Source organism: Enterococcus sp. AZ140 (assembly GCF_051714405.1).
In the GTDB taxonomy this organism is placed as follows: domain Bacteria; phylum Bacillota; class Bacilli; order Lactobacillales; family Enterococcaceae; genus Enterococcus_B; species Enterococcus_B pernyi.
This window is the reverse complement of the sequence record NZ_JBIORU010000001.1, coordinates 1,743,387-1,764,748: the sequence shown is the minus strand read 5'-3', so window position 1 is coordinate 1,764,748 and position 21,362 is coordinate 1,743,387. Positions and strand designations below refer to the sequence as shown.

At 39.7% G+C, this 21,362-nt stretch carries 14 protein-coding genes; 12 read left to right on the top strand and 2 right to left on the bottom strand.

All coding sequences use genetic code 11. The annotated features are described in order from the left end of the window. Position 1: 1 nt before the first annotated feature. From uvrA to IGJ39_RS08105, 8 genes are all read left to right on the top strand, one after another. Positions 2-2,821 carry an excinuclease ABC subunit UvrA gene (gene uvrA, locus IGJ39_RS08140; protein ID WP_065096989.1) on the top strand — a complete coding sequence of 940 codons (2,820 nt, stop codon included), beginning with the start codon at positions 2-4 and terminating at the stop codon, positions 2,819-2,821. 262 nt (positions 2,822-3,083) lie between these two features. Beyond that, positions 3,084-4,349: a D-aspartate ligase gene (locus IGJ39_RS08135; protein WP_065096988.1), complete on the top strand. Its 1,266-nt coding sequence runs from the start codon at positions 3,084-3,086 to the stop codon at positions 4,347-4,349. A gap of 3 nt (positions 4,350-4,352) precedes the next feature. Next, positions 4,353-5,057 carry an amino acid racemase gene (locus tag IGJ39_RS08130; RefSeq protein WP_019723110.1) on the top strand — a complete coding sequence of 235 codons (705 nt, stop codon included), beginning with the start codon at positions 4,353-4,355 and terminating at the stop codon, positions 5,055-5,057. A gap of 375 nt (positions 5,058-5,432) precedes the next feature. Further along, complete coding sequence (gene rapZ / locus IGJ39_RS08125; protein WP_010735232.1) at positions 5,433-6,317, top strand: RNase adapter RapZ; 885 nt, start codon at positions 5,433-5,435, stop codon at positions 6,315-6,317. Next, positions 6,314-7,309: a gluconeogenesis factor YvcK family protein gene (locus tag IGJ39_RS08120; RefSeq protein WP_065096810.1), complete on the top strand. Its 996-nt coding sequence runs from the start codon at positions 6,314-6,316 to the stop codon at positions 7,307-7,309. Before rapZ ends, IGJ39_RS08120 begins: the two co-directional genes overlap by 4 nt. A gap of 36 nt (positions 7,310-7,345) precedes the next feature. After that, positions 7,346-8,281, top strand: coding sequence for a DNA-binding protein WhiA (whiA, locus tag IGJ39_RS08115; protein ID WP_010735234.1), 936 nt, complete (start codon positions 7,346-7,348; stop codon positions 8,279-8,281). 203 nt (positions 8,282-8,484) lie between these two features. Continuing rightward, the gene (locus IGJ39_RS08110; RefSeq protein ID WP_065096809.1) at positions 8,485-10,188 is read left to right on the top strand and encodes a hypothetical protein; all 1,704 of its coding nucleotides are present in this window, start codon (positions 8,485-8,487) and stop codon (positions 10,186-10,188) included. A gap of 381 nt (positions 10,189-10,569) precedes the next feature. Continuing rightward, positions 10,570-12,066, top strand: a complete 1,497-nt coding sequence (locus IGJ39_RS08105; protein ID WP_438764431.1) for a hypothetical protein — start codon at positions 10,570-10,572, stop codon at positions 12,064-12,066. A gap of 75 nt (positions 12,067-12,141) precedes the next feature. Here IGJ39_RS08105 and IGJ39_RS08100 read toward each other — a convergent pair whose 3' ends face one another. Continuing rightward, positions 12,142-12,657, bottom strand: a complete 516-nt coding sequence (locus IGJ39_RS08100; RefSeq protein ID WP_019723107.1) for a DsbA family protein — start codon at positions 12,655-12,657, stop codon at positions 12,142-12,144. 293 nt (positions 12,658-12,950) lie between these two features. On the opposite strand from IGJ39_RS08100, the gene nifJ reads away from it, so the two are divergent. The 4 genes from nifJ to glmM all read left to right on the top strand — a co-directional run bounded on the left by nifJ (position 12,951) and on the right by glmM (position 20,234). Next, positions 12,951-16,628, top strand: a complete 3,678-nt coding sequence (gene nifJ / locus IGJ39_RS08095; RefSeq protein ID WP_195339194.1) for a pyruvate:ferredoxin (flavodoxin) oxidoreductase — start codon at positions 12,951-12,953, stop codon at positions 16,626-16,628. A 170-nt stretch (positions 16,629-16,798) separates the two neighbouring features. Next, on the top strand, positions 16,799-17,683 hold the full coding sequence (cdaA, locus tag IGJ39_RS08090) for a diadenylate cyclase CdaA (RefSeq protein WP_010735241.1): 885 nt from the start codon (positions 16,799-16,801) through the stop codon (positions 17,681-17,683). Then, positions 17,680-18,855 (top strand): CdaR family protein, encoded by a 1,176-nt coding sequence (locus IGJ39_RS08085; protein ID WP_108145457.1) that lies wholly within the window; start codon positions 17,680-17,682, stop codon positions 18,853-18,855. The genes cdaA and IGJ39_RS08085 overlap by 4 nt, the downstream gene beginning before the upstream one ends. A 23-nt stretch (positions 18,856-18,878) precedes the next feature. Continuing rightward, complete coding sequence (gene glmM, locus IGJ39_RS08080; protein WP_066025337.1) at positions 18,879-20,234, top strand: phosphoglucosamine mutase; 1,356 nt, start codon at positions 18,879-18,881, stop codon at positions 20,232-20,234. Between the two features lie 74 nt (positions 20,235-20,308). On the opposite strand, the gene IGJ39_RS08075 is transcribed toward glmM, so the two are convergent. Further along, positions 20,309-21,268 (bottom strand): helix-turn-helix domain-containing protein, encoded by a 960-nt coding sequence (locus IGJ39_RS08075; RefSeq protein ID WP_019724440.1) that lies wholly within the window; start codon positions 21,266-21,268, stop codon positions 20,309-20,311. Positions 21,269-21,362 lie beyond the last annotated feature (94 nt).

Genomic DNA, 21,362 nt, shown 5'->3' with positions numbered 1-21,362 from the left:
CATGGCTAACGATAAAATTATTATTCATGGCGCAAGAGCGCACAATTTGAAGAATATCGATGTGACGATCCCACGTGATAAATTCGTGGTCGTCACCGGATTATCCGGTTCAGGGAAAAGTTCACTTGCTTTTGACACATTATACGCAGAGGGACAACGCCGATATGTCGAAAGTTTATCTGCGTATGCCCGTCAATTTTTGGGGCAAATGGATAAACCGGATGTCGATAGTATTGATGGACTTAGCCCAGCAATCTCGATCGATCAAAAAACAACCAGTAAAAACCCTCGTTCTACCGTAGGGACAGTCACAGAGATCAATGATTATTTACGTTTGTTGTTTGCTCGGGTCGGTCATCCGATCTGTCCAAATGACCATATCGAGATCACCAGTCAATCCGTCGAACAAATGGTGGACAAAGTGCTAGAACTGCCTGATCGGACGAAGATCCAAATTTTAGCACCGATCGTGGTAAAGAAAAAAGGACAACACAAAAAAGTATTTGAACGTGTCCAAAAAGAAGGGTATGTTCGTGTTCGTGTAGACGGAGAAACCTATGACGTTAGCGAAGTACCTGAATTAGAGAAAAATAAAAAACACGATATCGCGATCGTGATTGACCGAATCGTGGTCAAAGAAGGCGTCCGCTCTCGTTTATTCGACTCTATCGAAGCAGCGCTTCGTTTAGCGGATGGCTATGTACTGATTGATGTGATCGGGGAAGAAGAAATGCTCTTTAGCGAACATTATGCGTGTCCGTACTGTGGGTTTACAGTGGGAGAATTAGAACCGCGCTTATTTTCTTTCAATGCACCATTTGGCGCATGTCCGGATTGTGATGGTTTGGGTGTCAAATTAGAAGTCGATATCGATCTAGTGATCCCAGATAAAACAAAAACATTGAACGAAGGAGCAATCATCCCTTGGAATCCCATCAGTTCGCAATATTATCCACAAATGCTGGCTCAAGCTTGCGAAAGTTATGGCATCGATATGGATACACCATTTGAAGACTTACCTATTGAACATCAAGAAATCGTGTTGAATGGTACCTCAGAGCCCTTCCATTTCCACTACGAAAATGATTTTGGCGGAGTGAGAGATGTTGAAACGTCATTTGAAGGGGTGATGACCAATATCAAACGTCGCTACCATGATACGAACAGCGATTTTACGAGAGAACAAATGCGTCTTTACATGACAGAATTGACGTGTAAGACTTGTGACGGTTACCGATTGAATCCACAAGCTTTATCCGTACAGATCAATGGTACAAATATTGGTCAGACGAATGAGTTGTCGATCCAACATGCCGTTGAATTTTTTGAAAATCTAACGTTATCAGAGCAAGAAAAAGTCATCGCTCGTCCGATTCTAAAAGAAGTCAATGATCGTTTGTCATTTTTAGAAAATGTAGGTCTTGATTATTTGACACTTAGTCGTGCTTCGGGCACTTTATCAGGTGGAGAAGCGCAACGGATTCGTTTAGCCACACAAATCGGTTCAAATCTATCGGGAGTTCTTTATATCTTAGATGAGCCTTCCATTGGCTTGCATCAACGGGACAATGATCGCTTGATCGGTTCATTGAAGAAAATGCGTGATCTTGGCAATACCTTAGTGGTTGTGGAACATGATGAAGATACGATGCGTGCAGCTGATTATTTGATCGATGTTGGGCCTGGTGCGGGACATCAAGGTGGCGAGATCGTTTCTGCTGGAACGCCAGCTCAAGTTGCGAAGGATAAACATTCATTGACCGGACAATATCTGTCTGGCAAAAAATCGATCCCTGTTCCTGAAACAAGACGAAAAGGTACAGGAAAAGCGATCAAGATCACAGGTGCGACAGAAAACAACTTGAAAAACGTGTCCGTCGAGTTTCCTTTGGGTGAGTTCGTGGCGGTCACTGGAGTCTCTGGTTCAGGGAAAAGTACGCTTGTGAACAGTATCTTGAAGAAGGCATTAGCACAAAAAATCAATCGTAATTCAGCTAAACCAGGAAAGTTCAAAACGATAACTGGTTATGAAGGAATCGAAAAAATCATTGATATCGATCAAAGCCCGATTGGTCGGACACCAAGAAGTAATCCGGCGACTTATACGAGTGTCTTTGATGATATCCGTGATCTGTTTGCTCAAACCAATGAAGCGAAGATGCGTGGCTATAAAAAAGGACGTTTCAGCTTCAATGTGAAAGGTGGACGCTGTGAAGCTTGCCGCGGGGATGGGATCATCAAAATCGAAATGCATTTCTTACCAGATGTATATGTCCCATGCGAAGTCTGTCATGGGAAACGTTATAACTCAGAAACACTAGAAGTTCATTACAAAGGAAAAAGTATTGCGGATATCTTAGAGATGACGGTTGAAGATGCCGTTGAGTTTTTCCAACCGATCCCTAAGATCCATCGAAAACTACAAACGATCGTTGATGTTGGTTTAGGGTATGTCACGATGGGACAACCAGCAACGACATTGTCCGGTGGAGAAGCGCAACGAATGAAACTTGCGAGTGAACTGCACAAAATTTCTAATGGGAAGAATTTTTATATTTTAGATGAGCCGACTACAGGGCTTCACACTGATGACATTGCTCGTTTATTGCATGTTTTGCAACGATTGGTTGATGCAGGGAATACTGTGTTAGTCATTGAACACAATTTAGACGTCATCAAAACAGCGGATCATTTGATCGATCTAGGACCTGAAGGTGGCGAAGGTGGCGGTACGATCCTAGCGACTGGTACACCAGAGGAATTAGTGAAAGTCAAAGAAAGCTATACAGGACATTATTTGAAAAAAATCATGGAAAAATAATAAAAGTGATGATGATAGTTAAAAAAATATTAAAAGAATACAATATGTATTGTTTTCTTTTCATGAGTATTCTAGAATATTTTATATGGTAGTTCTTTCTACACTTATTGGTATAGATAAAAACTTCCTATAAGTTCAATCCGTTCAAAAAAGAATTGAGCAATCGGAGGAGATTCCTTTGATTGCTTTTTTCTTTATGGTATGATATTCCTTGTGTAATTGTAAAAGAAAAAACAAGAGATTATTAAGTTAGTGAGAGATAATGATGAACAGTAATGAAAAAAATGAATTTATCCCTATTTTATTAGGTAGCGATATGAACGTTTATGGTATGGCCCGTTCATTTCACGAGGCATATGGCACAGTTTGTCAATCCTATGCGTCGAATCAATTAGCGCCTACCCGCTATAGCAAAATCGTAAACGTTGAAGTGATTCCAGGATTTGATCAAGATCCGGTCTTTATAGAGACGATGAGACGTTTAGCAAAAGAAAAATATACGGATAAAAATAAAAAATATTTACTGATAGCTTGTGGCGACGGATATGCTGAGTTGATTTCTCAGCATAAAGAGGAGCTGTCTGAAACTTTTATATGTCCTTATATCGATTATTCACTTTTCGAGCGATTAGTGAATAAAGTGAGTTTTTATGAGATATGTGAAGAATATCAGTTACCTTATCCCAAAACATTGATCATTCGAAAAGAAATGTTGAACAATGGCCGCTTAGAACAAGAGTTACCTTTCAATTTTCCTGTAGCACTAAAACCGGCAAATAGTGTGGAATATTTATCTGTCCAATTTGAGGGACGAAAAAAAGCGTTTATTATTGATAATCGCGAGGAATTTGATTTGATGCTAGGTCGGATCTATGAAGCGGGCTATACGAGCGAAATGATCGCACAAGACTTTATTCCTGGGGATGACAGCAATATGCGGGTCTTGAATGCCTACGTTGATGACCAGCATCAAGTACGAATGATGTGTCTAGGACATCCATTACTTGAAGACCCAACACCAGCGTCTATCGGAAACTATGTCGTGATCATGCCTGACTATAACGAGAAGATCTACCAAACGATCAAAGCATTTCTAGAAAAAATCGAGTACACTGGCTTTGCAAACTTTGACATGAAGTATGACCCACGAGATGGCGAATATAAATTATTTGAGATCAATCTTCGTCAAGGAAGAAGTAGTTTCTTTGTTACGCTCAATGGCCTGAATTTAGCACGTTTTCTAACAGAAGACCGTGTCTTTGGTGTGCCGTTCGTGCAAACGACCTACGGAACGAACCAATCAGACCAAGCGAAGCTATGGCTTGGCGTGCCTAAAAAAGTCTTTTTGACTTATGCCAAAGAGAACGAACAAAAACAACGTGCCTTGCAGTTGATCAAAGAAAAACGCTATGGAACGACTGTGTTTTATGAGAAAGATCACTCACTTAAACGCTGGGTATTGATGACTTATATGTTCCGAAACTATATTCCAAGATTTAAAAAATACTTTCATTCGAAAGAAGGCTAGTTCATGGAGAATTTTTTCAGTATCTTAGGTGGGATGGGAACGATGGCAACGGAAAGCTTTGTCCGCTTGATCAATCATCGTGTCAAAGCTGCCAAAGATCAGGATTACTTGAACTATGTATTGTTCAATCATGCGACAGTTCCTGATCGAACGGCCTACATTTTGGATCAAACGAAAGAAAATCCTGTCCCTTATTTAGTAGAGGATGTCAAAAAACAAAATTTACTACAACCGAATTTCATTGTTTTGACTTGTAATACAGCTCATTACTTTTTTGATGACTTACAGGCAGAGACGACGATTCCGATTTTGCATATGCCACGAGAAGCGGCAAAAGAGCTTGTCCGTCAAAAAACAACGGGTAAAGTAGCTGTTTTAGCAACTCAAGGAAGTATTCTTGCCGGTGTTTACGAAAAAGAGATCAAAGCATTAGGTTTTGACGTGGTGATTCCTGACCAAGAACTACAAGAAAAAGTGAACTACTTGATTTATCATGAAATCAAAGAAGCGGATCGGTTGAATAAAGAACTTTATTTTGAGATTCTAGAAGAAGTTGTTCAACGCTTGGCGTGTGAAAAGATCATCTTAGGCTGTACAGAATTGTCTTTGATGCAAGAAGTTGCCTCCGATAATCCTTATCCTGTGATCGATGCGCAGTCGATACTAGCTGATCGAACAATCGAGATGGCACTATCTGCTCGAAAGTAAGATACGTTTTTAGTGTAATAATAGTTGTGGGCTGAGTTTGATCTACAGGGGTTCAGCTCCTATAAATTAGCGCGAAAAGAGTTAGAGACAGAAATGTTTCCCCTCGAGAAATAAGACGCCATCCACGAAAATTGTTCTTCAAATTTTTGTGGATGGCGCCTTATTTCCGAAGAGGTTACTTTTGTTTCCATCGTTTATTCAGTGTTAGAATCTGCGAGAGGACTAATGTGCCCCTCACTTTTCGCGCTTATTTTGAAGTCGTTTGATTTTGCTTTACAGCCTTTGAATAAAAACCAAAGAAATCGAATTCGAACTAGCAATGATACGCCCGGGATGATATAATTTTATAGGAGAACGAGAGAGGAGGCCATACGGATGGCTGATAATTTAGAACTAGTAATCATTACAGGAATGAGCGGGGCAGGTAAAACTGTGGCCATTCAAAGTTTTGAAGATATGGGGTACTTTTGTATCGATAATATGCCCCCAACACTGATCCCAAAATTCTGGGAACTGATCAAGGAATCGGGGAAAGTCACAAAAATGGCACTTGGTGTGGATCTACGTTCACGCTCTTTCTTTGAAGAGATCCAAAGTATGTTGATCGAGATCGAAAATACAAATTTTATTGATACCTCTGTCTTATTTTTAGATGCCTCTGACGAAGAGTTGGTTGCTCGTTACAAAGAAACCAGAAGAACCCATCCGATGGCTATGGATGGACTAGTAACGGAAGGCATCCGTAAAGAACGGGCGATTTTAAATGACATCAAAGCACAAGCTTCTGTCATTATTGATACGACGACTTTAACTCCACGACAACTACGTGAGAAAATCAATCAAACATTTAAAACAAAAGATGATCAAGGATTCCGCATTGAGTTTGTTTCGTTTGGTTTCAAATACGGGTTACCGATCGATTCAGATATTGTGATGGATGTTCGTTTTTTACCGAACCCTCATTATATCGCTGATTTAAGACCATTGACTGGGAAAGATAAACCAGTCTATGATTACGTCATGTCCTTTGACGAAACAGAATTATTTTATTTGAAATTCCTTGATTTATTAAAAACAGTCATGCCAGGATACATCAAAGAAGGAAAAAGCAGTTTGACTGTAGCGATTGGCTGTACGGGTGGACAACACCGTTCAGTTGCTTTAACAGAAAGGTTATCTCAAGCGCTTAGTGAAACATATAAAGTCAATGTAACTCATCGTGACAAAGATAAGCGCAAAGAGACGGTGAACCGCTCATGAAAATGAAAACTTACCGAATTCGAAAACCCAAAATCGTTGTAGTCGGAGGCGGTACAGGCTTACCTGTTATTTTGAAAAGTCTACGTAATCAAGGAGCCGATATCACGGCAATCGTGACCGTCGCAGATGATGGCGGTAGTAGCGGTGAGATCCGCCAGTCGATTGCGATGGCTCCTCCAGGCGATTTAAGAAATGTGTTAGTCTCGCTATCTGATATGCCTCAATTTTACGAAGATATCTTTCAGTACCGTTTCAAAAAAGAAGACCAATTTTTAGCCAATCATACCATTGGTAACTTGATCATTGCGGCAGTTGCTGAAATGAGAGGGAGTACTTATGAAGCAGTACAACTATTGTCTCGAATGATGCACGTGGATGGACACATCTATCCCTCTTCTGAAACGCCGTTGACCTTACATGCGGTCTTCAAAGATGGAACGACAGCGATCGGAGAATCTAAAATCGCTGTTGACCGCAAAACGATCGATCGGGTATTCGTACGTAATACAGAAGACGAAAGTGAAGCCAAAGCAGGGCGCAAAGTTGTTTCTGCGATCATGGAAGCAGATATGGTCGTCTTAGGGCCGGGAAGCTTGTTCACGAGTATTCTTCCTAACTTAGTCATACCAGAAGTTGGTGAAGCCATGCTTCAAACGAAAGCAGAGGTCGTATACATCTGTAATATCATGACACAAAAAGGGGAAACAGAACATTTTTCAGATGCAGATCATATTCGTGTGTTGCATCAACATTTAGACCAACCCTTTATTGATACTGTCTTAGTCAATACAGAAAAAGTACCAAAAGATTACATGGACCCGGAAATCTACGATGAATACCTTGTCCAAGTAGCACATGATTTTAATGGCTTAAGAGAAGAAAATTGTCGGGTCATCTCGACTGACTTTTTAGAGTTGAAAAATGGCGGAGTCTTCCATGATGGTGAAAAGGTAGTCGAAGAACTATTCCGCATCGTCTTTGGCTCAAAGTAATTAAAGGAAAAATTTTGTGAAAAGGAGGTGGATAACGTGTCATTTGCAGCTGAAGTCAAGAAGGAATTGACTGGTTTGGAAGTCCATCGAGAACATGCAAAAGCGGAATTAGCCGCATTATTACGAATGAATGGCTCACTTGGAATCGTCAACCAGCAATTCATCTTGAACGTACAGACAGAAAACGCCGCAATTGCTCGACGGATCTACTCACTTTTAAAAGATCATTATCAAGTACGAAGCGAACTGCTCGTACGTAAGAAAATGAAATTAAAGAAGAATAATGTCTACATCGTTCGCTTGAAACAAGGAACGAAAAATGTATTGATGGATCTGGATATCATGGATGGTATGATGTTCAATGGGCATGTTTCCGATGAGATCATGGGAAATGCGCAAAAGATGCGTTCGTATTTACGTGGCGCATTTATGGCGTCGGGTTCAGTCAATAACCCGGAAACAAGCCGTTATCACTTAGAGATTTATTCGATCTACGAACAACATAACCAAGATATTTGTAATATGTTGAATTACTATGGTTTACACGCGCGTACACTAGAAAGACGTAATGGCTATATCTCTTATTTAAAAGGGGCCGAAAAAATTGCTGATTTCTTGACTCTGATTGGGGCAACAAATTCGATGTTGCGCTTTGAAGATGTGCGGATCGTGCGTGATATGAGAAATTCAGTGAACCGGTTAGTCAATTGTGAGACGGCTAACCTGAACAAAACCATTGATGCAGCATCAAAACAGATTGAAAATATTGAATTGATCGAAGCACGAGTGGGTTTACAAGCACTTCCGGAAAAGTTACAAGAGATTGCTGAATTACGCTTGCAACATCCTGAAGTCAGTTTAAAAGAACTAGGAGAAATGATCCCATCCGGAGCAATCTCGAAATCAGGGATCAATCATCGGATTCGAAAAATCAACGAATTTGCTGAAAAATTAAAAGAACAAGCATCCTAATGAATAATGAATTTATTGTTCATTAAATCGAAATATAAACATATTGTGGTTTGACTAATTTGTCTTTTGCTTTTAGGGTTCATCGAAGCAAGAGGATAGATGTCAGACCACTTTTTTTTCTTTTTCTTAAAAATGGGCATGAATCTAAAGTTTAGGTACTTATAATGAATGTAAATTAGTGATAGTGAGGAGGAGATTGCATTATGGAGGAAGCACATAAAAGTAAGAAACGTAAAATAGATGAACTATATCCTACAAGAGACCTAAAAGAAAAGCGTGATCAAGCCATTTATCGTGAGTTAATATCAGGTCAGTTGGAAAAAGACATCATGAACAAGTATCAAATCAGCAGAGAGCGCCTCTATACAACCAAGAAAAAGCTGGCAATCCAAGAGATTATCGGGCAAAAAAGCCAAAAAACAATTGCCTATCGGTTGAAATTGACAGTCTCACAAGTTCGTAAGTATCGAAATGATTATATTTATACCGCATTAGCAAAAAACGGAGAGATAGCAGCATTAGCAGCTGAATTTCAGATGAGTGAAAAACAAATCTTGCAGATTCGCAATAAAAGGATTGCCACTGAATTGATAAAAGGATCGAGTGTAACAGAAGTAGCAAAAGATTCACAGTTATCAGTCAATAAAATTCGTTCAATCAGAAATGAACAGATTATCGAACGATTGAAAGAACAACATCCTGAAGAAATTGCCAGAGATTTCAATTTATCAATGGAACAAGTATTTTTGATCAAGCAACGTTCGCTAGAATCAAATAATAAGACAAAAGAGTTGTCTCCCGCGAACAAAAATCTCTTGGATCAATTAGAGGAACGCAAAGCGAAGGTACTAAGTTTACTTGAAGAAAGCAAAACAACAAAAGTTGTAGCACAAGAATTAAAGATCAGTCAACGAGCAGTCATCGATATCCGTAATCGTGAAATCGAAAAATCATTCGAAGCTGGACAGACTGGCCAAGAAATCAGTCAGCGATTCCACATTGGAATCGAGGAACTCTATCGACTAAGAGATGTTCGTCTATTGATACAAAGCGATCAAGGGAAAACGAGTAGTCTTCTTTCAAAAAGATTTAACGTGTCATTATCCAGAGTTGGATCGATTTTGTGTCGGAATAATGCTTCTAATAAGCTTGATCATACTACAGCAAGCTCTCGAAAAACATTTGATATTTCAATAGTATCTGATGAGACAAGACGAGAAATTCTGAAACGAATCAAAGAAACAAAAATAACGAAGGCTTTGGGAAAAGAATTAGGAGTAATCGTCCCCCTGATCTATAAAGTGAGAAATCATGGGATATTAACAAAATTGAACAGTGGAGAATCCACTCAAGCGGTCGCAGAAGAATTCAAAATGGATATCAAAAATGTTCGTGAAGTTATTTTCCGAGCAAATTTGGCAGAATTTCCCAATATCAAGCGACGTACTTTAGATTATTTGACACCTGAACAAGTGCAAACAGTTAGAAACTGCATCAATCGCAAGATGACGATCAGAGAAATCTCTGAAGTACTAGGAATCAAAGACTCGCTGGTCAGATGTGTGCAAACAAAAATGAAATCACAAAAAGGAACAATCAAGATGAAGCATCGAGTCACAAAAGAACAAAAAAAGCAGATCATGCAAGACCTAAACTACATGACTCCATTTGTGAATTCTTCGAAATCAGGGGTTAGTGAGTCGACCATCCGCGTTTTGGCTACTAGGTTTGAAGAAATCAAGGGGAGAGAAATCCAAGAAAAACGAAAAACAGCAAAAATGAAGGCACTACAAAAGATGGATGAACTACTTACTAAGGTAAAAGAAGAAGCGAAAATCCGCAATATTCAGCAAATTATTCAAAAAGAAAAAATGCCAAAAACGAAATTGATGACACAACGTGAATAAATAGATACGAGTAATGGACAGTATTCTAAAGAGCATTAGCCCTCTTTTTGATCAAGACGAAGTAGAATCATTCCCTTAATCTCTTTTTAGCATATGTTAAAAAAAAGAAAGATCGATCAAAGAAATACTCCTATAACGAGAGAATGAAACAAACAAGTTAGGAGGAAACTGTAAATGAGTGATTATGAAAAACAGGTAGTGACATCCAAAAGAAGATTTCAAATACGTACGCAAGCAATTGAAAAAAAACAAGACGTATTAGCGGAAATAAGACATCGCAAAACGAACGTATATATCATAAAAAAACATCACCTTACTCTTTGGCAGGTCAGATTCGTTATAAAAAGAGAAATTATACGACAGATCAAAAAAGGTACGCGTATGGAAATAATCGCTCACCGATTGAATATGTCGCTAGATCAAATTCGAGAGGTACGCAATAACTATATCAAACATCATCTAATAAACGGTGCTTCAAAGAATGATCTCGCTAAAAAGCTACATATGGAGCATCAACAGATACTTACTATTCGAAATCATATGATCGAGAAAAAGTTAGTTCAAAAATTGACCATCAAAGAAGTTGCGCACAGGTGGAAATTGGCAGAGAGTAGTGTAGAAAAGATACGAGAACAAGCCATTTTAAGACGATTACAAATGACTCATCCAGAAGATGTTGCCACTACTTTTCGATTATCCGTTGAAGATGTTTTACGTATTCGTCAGAAAATTAGCCAACCACTTGCCTTGCAAGGTCATGTCACAAAAGAAAGTAAGAAATGGCTAAAAAATATCAATCGACAAGAACAAGCAATTGTCGCGAGCTTAGAACAAGGAAAGCCAACAAGAATCGTTGCCCAGCAATTGAATATCAACCAAAAATTTGTGATTCGGACACGTACGCGTCATATTGAACAAGCATTCGAGCAAAAGCAGCCACTAGCAGAAATCAGCAAACGATTTTATACACCTGTGGATGAACTAAGAAAACTTAGGAATCAGCGGATTTTGTATTATCGCGAGGATGGAATCAAAGCAAGTATCTTAGCTAGAAAGTTCAATATGAAAACTACTGCCCTACAGAAAGTCGTTTATCATAATCAGGCAGTACAACAACCCATGAAAAAAGATAAGAAAGAGAATAAAACTGAGCCACTAACGTCGTTTTCAGTTGAAGCATGTGCCAAATTTATGGAGGAATTAAAAAAAGGGAAATCAATGGCCGAAATTGGTCTCTCTCTTAACTTGGATCACCATAAAACTTGTGCAATTAGAAATCACCTGATTTTAACGAAGCTTAATAACGGGGAGAAAACAGAAGCTATCGCAAAGCAATTCAATACGAATTTGACCAACATCTATCAAATCACGTTTCAAGCGGATCTAGTAAACTATCCCAATATCAAAAAACGGACAAATAGTTATTTGACAGAGCAACAAACGCAGGATGTTAAGCGGATGATAGGGGAAGGAAAAACAAACAGCCAAATTGCGCAGCTACTTTCGGTAAAAAAATCATTAGTCATCAGTAAAAGGCGATCATTGAAAAGACTGACAAGATTATCTAACAAAAAGCATAGAATTACAGATGAACAAAAATCAGCGATCCTTGCAGATGCTAGGTATCTCGATAAGGTCACTAATGCCATGAAACATGGGGTAAGCATAGAGTCAGTTCGAATCATCTCGAAGCGCAATAATAAAATGAGCATAAAAAAAATCAGTGAACGAAAAAATGATGTGGAGAAACTAAAAAAATTCAAGGAAATAGAAAAAGAAATCAAACGACAAGCAAAAGTAGAGAATATCAAGCGGGTCCTCCAAGAAAAGCCGCAACAGTTTCGTTCAACCAAACATACTTCGTTACTACAACGATAAAAAATAGACCGAAAAAGCCAATCGCTTTTCGGTCTATTTTTGATTTTAACCATCAAGGAATGATCAAATGATGAATTATTTAACCAATTCACTCAATTCTTCTGGTGTGATCGATTCATCAAAGATATGTTCATCGATGATTACAGTAGGGACGAATTGGATGTGAGCAGCATTTGCTTCATCGATGATTGCTTGAGTAGTTGCTTGGTCTTCTTGTTCGGTTAAACCAAGTGTTTCTGTTGCATATTCGGCAATGCCGTCTAAATCAAGTTGTTTCCATTCATCTTGCGCATCGAAAATCGCTTTGATTTGTTTTAATGCGACTTTTCCATCCGTCGTAGTGATATGATGATGCATCACATTTCCTTTTTGTAAACTAGGTTTTTCTTTGTCGAATAATTTGATGATTCGTAAGAGTCTTCCAGATTGAACCGCCTCTTCTAAAATGTCATAAGATTCGATAAACCATTGTCGACAATAAGGACAAGCAAGATTAACAAATTCGATCATTTGTTTTGGTGCATCTTCGTTTCCGTACATGATTCCAGTAGTTTTGTTTGTTTTTGTTGCATCAATAATTGAAATATCCATTTTTTAACACCTCTTTATTCTATTGTAATAACTTTACCCTAAAAAAGACAATGATTTGTTCAAAGAAATAAATGTGTGTGTGAATCGTTAATCTCTCATTTCCTAGATTAAAAAGCTAAAAGTTGTAAGAAAGGAAAAGCTATTTTTTTATTTTCTACCTGTCGATTCTGGTCGAAGCATTTCTGTCATATCTTTAGCATGTGATTTTTCTTTCAAAATTAGGAGGTTTTCTTTGTTCGTTTACGGTATAATAATAAAGATTATTTAGATAAATTGAGCAAAGGTGATGAAACATGCGAAAAATGAAGACGATGGATGGGAATACTGCTGCGGCATATATTTCATATGCCTTTACAGAATTAGCAGCGATCTATCCAATTACGCCTAGTTCAACAATGGCTGAACTGGTTGATCAATGGGCAGCCTCAGGTAAAAAAAATATTTTCGGACAACCAGTGAAAGTCGTAGAGATGCAATCAGAAGCTGGTGCTGCTGGTGTCGTACATGGGTCATTAAAAACCGGAGCATTGACAACAACGTACACTGCTTCACAAGGATTATTATTGATGATCCCAAATATGTATAAGATAGCCGGTGAACTTTTACCTAGTGTTTTTCACGTAGCTAGTCGAGCGGTGACGACGAATGCGTTGAATATTTTTGGTGATCATGGCGATGTGATGGCCGCTCGCCAAACAGGATTTGCGATGCTTGCGGAAAGCAGCGTCCAAGAAGTGATGGATTTAGCGCCAGTTGCGCATCTAGCTTCCTTAGAAGGAGAAATCCCTTTTGTCAACTTTTTTGATGGTTTTCGAACGAGTCATGAAATCCAAAAAATCGAAGTGTTGGAATATGATGAATTAGCTCCTTTGATTCCTCAAGAAAAATTGGAGGCCTTTCGTGAACGTGGAATGAATCCTAATCGGCCGACGACCAGTGGGACGAATCAAAACCCTGATATCCACTTTCAACAACGAGAAACGATCAACCGATACTATGATCGTTTGCCCCAAATCGTGAAAAAGTATATGGATAAAATCAATGAACTTCGAGGAACTTCTTATGATCTGGTCACTTATTATGGAGCGGCTGACGCAGAAGAAGTCATTATTTCAATGGGATCAGTTGCGCAAACGATCCAACAAACAGTTGATTACTTGAACCAAAACGGTCGTAAAGTCGGCTTCTTGAATATCCACTTATATCGTCCGTTTCCAATTGAAACATTGATTGAAAAACTACCGAATGCCGTAAAGGCAATTGCTGTTCTAGATCGCAGTAAAGAGCCGGGAGCAGGGGGAGAACCTTTATTATTAGACGTTCAAAGTGCGTTATATGATGCAGAACGTCATCTGAAAGTGATCGGCGGACGTTATGGCATTGGTTCAAAAGATGTCACCCCTGATCAGATTGTAGCGGTATATGATGAATTGAAAAAAGAAAAAACGGACATGAAGAAACGTTTCACGATCGGGATCATTGATGATTTAACTTACTGTTCTTTGGAGGTTGGCCCATCACTTGATTTGACTGAAGCGAATACTTACCAAGCGAAATTCTGGGGATTTGGATCTGATGGAACAGTTGGAGCAAATAAATCAGCGATCAAAATCATTGGTGACCATACAAACAAATACGCACAAGGCTATTTTTACTATGATTCAAAAAAATCAGGTGGTCTGACTGTTTCTCATTTGCGTTTTGGCGATACACCGATCCGTTCGACCTATTTAGTCGAACATGCCGATTTTGTAGCTTGTCATACCCCTGCTTATCTTCACAGCTATGATTTAGTCAAAGGATTGAAACCTAAAGGGACTTTCTTATTGAATACACTTTGGTCAGACGAACAACTAGCTACGCATCTACCGACCCATTTAAAACGATATTTAGCTGAAAATGAGATCCAATTTTATACGATCAATGCGATGCGCTTGGCGCAAGAAGTAGGTCTAGGTCGGCGGATCAATACGGCGATGGAAACAGCATTTTTCAAGTTGGCGAATATCATACCATTCGAAGAAGTCTTACCGATTTTGAAAGAGGAAGCCTTGAAGAGTTATGGTCATAAATCAATGGCGATCGTTGAAAAAAATATCAAAGCGATAGATCGTACAGTGGAATTGTTGCATAAAGTCGAAGTGCCGGCTGAATGGGCAACATTGGTGCTTCCTGATAAGGAGAAAAATACTCAAAATCGCTATATCAGAGACATCCTTGAACCAATCAACGCTCAAGAAGGAAATCAGCTTTCAGTGAGGACCTTAGCAGAAAACGGAATGACACGAGGCGATATGCCTTTAGGAACCGCTGCTTACGAAAAACGCGGGGTAGCACTTGAAGTACCTGAATGGATCAGTGAGCGCTGTACGATGTGTAATGAATGTTCGTTCGTTTGTCCTCATGCAGCGATTCGACCATTCTTAGCCGATGAGGAAGAACTAGAAGAAGCACCGGAAGGGTTCATTGTTCGAGAAATGCGTGGGCCAGATGGTTTGAAGTATCGCATCCAAGTGTCTGTCGAAGACTGTACCGGTTGTGGCTTGTGTGTCGAAGCGTGTCCAGCAAAAGGTAAAGCACTAGTGATGAAGCCCTATGAAGAACAAAAGAAACAAGCAATCAACTGGGCATTTGCGATGACCTTGCGACAAAAAGAAAATCCGATCAAAGGAAAAAATACAGTGTTATCGACCCAATTCAATCAACCTTTATTAGAATTTTCAGGCGCATGTTCCGGTTGTGGGGAAACGCCTTACGTGAAGCTGTTGACACAGATGTTCGGTGACCGTATGATGATCGCCAACGCGACAGGCTGTTCATCTATTTGGGGCGGAGCAGTGCCGGCTTCACCATTTACCACAAATAATTGTGGGCAAGGACCTGCGTGGTCAAATTCATTATTAGAAGATAATGCTGAATTTGGTTATGGGATGCTTTTAGCCGCACAAACAAGAAGAGAAGCTTTAGCAGAGACGATGAAAAAAGTGATGCCTAAAGTCTCCTTAGAACTACGTGAATTGATGGAAGATTGGTTGGCGCATATGTTTGAAAGCGAAGGAACCCAACAACGGGCAGCTAAATTACGTGGGGCAATCGAAAATGAGCTTGAAGCTGTTCCTGAATTACAAACGATCTACCAAGAAAAAGATCTATTTGTCAAAAATAGTCAATGGATGATCGGTGGTGATGGCTGGGCGTATGATATCGGTTTTGGCGGAATCGATCACGTCTTGGCAAGTGGCGCAGATGTAAACATTTTAGTCATGGATAATGAAGTCTATTCCAATACAGGTGGACAAGTCTCAAAAGCCACACCTGCTTCAGCAATCGCTAAATTCTCAGCAAATGGGAAATATGCCTCCAAGAAAGACTTAGGCATGATGGCGATGACGTATGGGAATGTGTATGTGGCACAGATCGCTTCAGGTGCGAATCAAATGCAAACGATCAAAGCATTTGAAGAAGCAGAAAAATTCCCTGGACCATCGTTGATCATTGCGTATACGCCATGTATTGCTCATGGGTTACTAGGTGGAATGAAAGAATCGATCAAAGAAGCAAAAGAAGCAGTGGCTTCAGGCTATTGGTCGTTGTATCGCTATAATCCTGAATTGATCGAAAAGAATAAAACGCCGATGACACTAGACTATAAAAAGCCTGATTTTACAATGATGGCTGACTTCATGCGCAAGCAAGTCCGTTTTTCATCGCTTGAAACGATCCACCCGCAGGCAGCGGAGCAGTTATTCAATAAAACGATCCAAGATGCGAAAAAACGGTTTTACAACTATGCGGCGATGACTGGTCAATTAGAAAAAATCAAAGCGAAGATCGAACCGACAGAAGGTACTGAAAGTCCAGAGATCGAAAAACCGAGAGTCAAAAAAGAACGAACGGTTGATCCGGAAGCAGAAGCTAGACGTGCTGCCAGACGTGCCGCTAGAGCGGAACGAAGAAAAACCAAAGAATGATAAAACGAAACGATCCAAGGAAATAGAATAACTTATTGGTGAATAAATGGAAAATGTAAATTTCTTGAAAAAAATTGGTTTTTGTTAGGAAATTCCAAGCAGATAAGTCTCTTCTGGGGAAACATATGATATACTAAAGAGGAAATCTCAAAAGAGAAGAGAGGCTGTCTATGTCATTTCAAATCGGAGAACTTTTTAATTTAGACTATTGGCGACAAATGTTTTCCGGTGACTTGTTTTCTCAGAATTTTTTGGTGAACATACTCGATGTATTGGTTGTTTGGTATTTAGTTTATAAACTCATTCAACTATTGCGAGGAACAAAAGCAATCCAATTGCTAAAAGGGGTAGGGATTTTTGTTGTTATTCGGATCTTAGCCGAGATTATTGGTCTACATACCTTATCTTGGTTGATGAATCAAGTGATCACGTATGGTGTGATTGCGGCTATCGTCATTTTTCAACCAGAGATACGGCGTGGATTAGAACACCTCGGTCGTAGCTCACTTTTCAAACAATCGAAGAGTGAGAAGCAAGAAGATGAACAGATGATCCTTTCTTTCGACAAAGCGATCCAATATATGTCCAAACGTAAAATCGGTGCCTTGATCACGATCGAACGCCACACCGGTTTGGATGAATATATCGAAACAGGGATTGCTTTAGATGCCGATATCACTGGCGAATTACTGATCAATATTTTTATTCCGAATACACCGCTGCATGATGGTGCAGTGATCGTAAAAGATGGAAAAATTGCAGTAGCCAGTGCCTACTTGCCTTTATCTGAAAGTATGTTGATTCCGAAAGAATTCGGAACCCGTCACCGAGCGGCTGTCGGAGTCAGTGAGGCGAGCGATGCGATTACGATCGTTGTCTCAGAAGAAACAGGAGATGTCAGCATTACGTTGGATAACCAATTGATGCCTGGCTTATCTCAAGAAGAATATTTGACGATCTTGCGTAAAAATTTGATCGTCGAAGAAAAAAACAAAAATAAAAATACGCTCCAAACCTTCTTAGACGTGATGACTAAGGGAGGGGATCACAAATGATCTCAAAAGAGAGGCGTAAAAGTATCTTATATGCGTTTGTTGCGTTATTATTCAGTATTGTGCTGTATTTTAATGCGAATGGACAATCTGTCCAAGATACGTTGTCAGGAAATGAAGCCTATACGCAAAACGTTTCTGATGTGTCAGTACAACTTTTATACGACACGGATCAATATTATATCCATGGATATGAGAGTACGGTCACAGCGAAGTTGTCCAGTGCCAATCGTGTTCAGTTGAATGCCGAAGCAATTGAAGATACAAGAATGTTTCGGGTGACAGCAGATCTCACTGGTTTAGGTGAGGGAACACATGAAGTACCATTGAAAATCAGAAATCTGAGCAGTGCAGTCAAAGCAAAACTAGAGCCGGATACGATCACAGTGACTATCGAGAAAAAAGTGACAAAAGAATTTGAGGTCACGCCTTTACTCACAACAGAATCAACTCCAGCTGGATTCGAATTGAATGACCTTGAGTTATCACCAAAAAAAGTGACGGTCACGACTGGCGATCAGACACTAGAAGAGATCCAACAGGTCGTAGCGAGGATCGAACCTGCGATGATCACGGACGATGGGGTCGACACGAGAGTCACTGTACAAGCATTGAATAGTGCAGGAGAACCTTTAAGTATTGTTTCAGATCCAGTGCAAGTCACTGCAAAAGCAACGGTAACAAAGCCTACGAAAACGATTCGACTTTATGGAACAGCACAAGGGACCCCCGCAGATAATGTGGAGAGTTACGATTTCAGTTTCTCTGACATTGAAGCAGAAGTCACTGGTTCAGAGAGTCAACTGGCTCAACTAGGAAATAGCATCACGATACCAATCGATATTTCTGGGATCGTCCACCGGACGACAAGAAATATTGATATTCCGGTAGAGAGTGGACTTAGTATCACACCACCTTCAATCGATGTTGAGATCACACCGGTCCTGAAAACAAGCACGGAAAACACTAGCCGTTCTAATTCGGGAAATTCCGGAAATTCGGGAGGAAGTACAACTTCTGGTGCAGGGTCGACACCTGCGAACTCTTCGTCATCGACGACACGTCAGTCTGAAGAGACGCAGTCAACATCGAGTGCAGGGTCGAATGAATCATCAAGTGAGACAACACAATCAAGTAGTCAACCGAATAGTCAAGAGGATTCATCGGAAAATTAAGTTAAAGGAGCAAATTTACAGCTATGGGTAAATATTTTGGAACGGACGGTGTCCGTGGAGAAGCGAATAAAGAACTAACACCGGAATTGGCCTTCAAATTAGGACGTTGCGGCGGTTATGTACTGAGCCAACATGAGAAAGATGGAAAACGTCCACGTGTATTGGTTGGACGTGACACAAGAATTTCAGGTCAAATGCTTGAAGAAGCGTTAGTTTCTGGTCTGTTATCTGTCGGGATCGAAGTTTTTCAATTAGGTGTGATCTCTACACCAGGAGTGGCTTACTTGACACGTTTACAAAAAGCAAGCGCAGGTGTCATGATTTCTGCTTCACACAATCCAGCTCAAGATAACGGCATCAAGTTTTTTGGTGCAGATGGATTTAAATTAGACGATGACCAAGAATTAGAAATCGAAGCATTGTTAGATGCGGAAGTCGATGAATTACCACGACCATCTGCTGAGGGATTAGGTACAGTCGAAGAGTTCCCAGAAGGGTTGCTGAAATATTCACAATTCTTAGTACAGACGATCAACGGCGATCTTTCAGGCTTAACGGTCTGTGTAGATGCGGCAAATGGTGCAACAGCAACATCTGTCAATCGCTTGTTTGCTGATTTGGAAACTGATTTCTACACGATGGGAACAAATCCGAATGGCTTGAACATCAATGACGGTGTCGGATCAACGCATCCTGAGCGTCTAGCAGAAATGGTAGTAGAAAAAGGAGCAGACGTCGGTCTTGCCTTTGACGGCGACGGCGACCGTATCATTGCGGTGGATGAATTAGGAAATATCGTAGACGGCGATAAGATCATGTTTATCTGTGCGAAATATTTGTCAGCTAAAAATCGTCTGAAAAAAGATACGATCGTTACAACGGTCATGAGTAACCTCGGCTTCCATAAAGCGGTCGAAGAAATCGGTTTGAAAGATGTCGTGACACAAGTGGGCGACCGCTATGTGGTCGAAGAAATGCGTAAAAATGACTACAACTTCGGTGGCGAACAGTCTGGTCATATGATCTTCTTAGATTTCAATACAACTGGGGATGGTATGCTTTCTGGTATCCAATTGTTGAATATCATGAAACAAACTGGTAAAAAATTATCAGAATTAGCAGCAGAAGTAACGATCTATCCGCAAAAATTAGTCAATATCCGCGTAAGCAACAAAAACGGTGCAATGGAAGTTCCTGCAATCAAACAAGTCATTGAAGAAGCAGAAGCTGAAATGGCCGGTGAAGGACGTATCTTAGTTCGCCCTTCCGGAACAGAACCATTACTACGCGTGATGGCAGAAGCACCATCTGATGAAAAAGTAAACTATTATGTTGACAAAATCGCAGCAGTTGTCAAAGCTGAGATTGGGATCGAATAAAATACACGATGCAAAAGAGAATCAATCCTTAAGTGGAGTTGATTCTCTTTTTTTTATGTTCAAGCGAAGGACTCTTAGTAATTTTTCACATCAAAAAATTCACCAAATAAAGGATCATTGACAATGATTCCCGGAAATTCATTTGTTAGGATGAGCTGCTTGAATCTCCGATAGCCTGTTAACGACTTGAGCATACCCAATGTTTCTAAATGATTCAGTGATTGGTCCATCAATCGATGAGCAAGCGCTAGATCATCTTCTAAAAATGCGATCCAACCCTCGTAAAATGGCAGAAAGACGGCTTGTTCGATATGTTCATCCTCAAAGACCCGTGTTTTCCATAACTCAAATGTATTCTTAGCATAAGCGACTTCTTTTACTAAACAAAAAGCCGAAAATATCGTTGGAAAAGTTTGATAGAGAATATCCTTGTTTCCTGAGATTTTGGCAAAGCGTTGTCCTTTTTTTATGGCGATTTTCAAACAACGAAACAAAAGTGCAGGTTCCATTCCGACTGCGATTCGTGTAAATAATTTCAGCTCATAAACGCCCCAAGTCTCCGTATTCAATAAATAGTGCTTTGCGGAATCGAGGTAGTGGCTATGCTTTTGGTAGGATGTCAAGAGAGGGGTGCCTTCTATGATCCCCTTTTTCATGGCTAGATCAAAACGAAACAACTGTAACAAATGATCCAGTTCTAAAGAATAGTTGTCATGATAATAGTTCTGTAATTCATGATACTTTGCCTCCAACTTTGCCCACTCTGTGATGGATTCGATATCCATATATTCGACATATTCGATAATCTCTAGCTGAGAAGCAGAAAAGATGTTGCCAGTTTGTATCCAGATAAATTCGTCAAAGGTAACCTCTAATTTCGACAATAAACGATGAAATCTCTCGCATGAAATCGTCGTTTTTTCATTTTCAAATTGAGAAAGCAGCGACATCGAAAGCTGTTCATCGATTAGTTCTTTGAGTAAGATCCCTTTACTTAAGCGGATCTCTTTCATTGTTCTTCCATAAGTTTTCATAAACACACCTTCTTTTTCAATATATTGAACTGTAAGAAACAAGGAATGAAATTTTTTATATAGTTAAATTATCTTATAGAAACGAGGAAGAAGC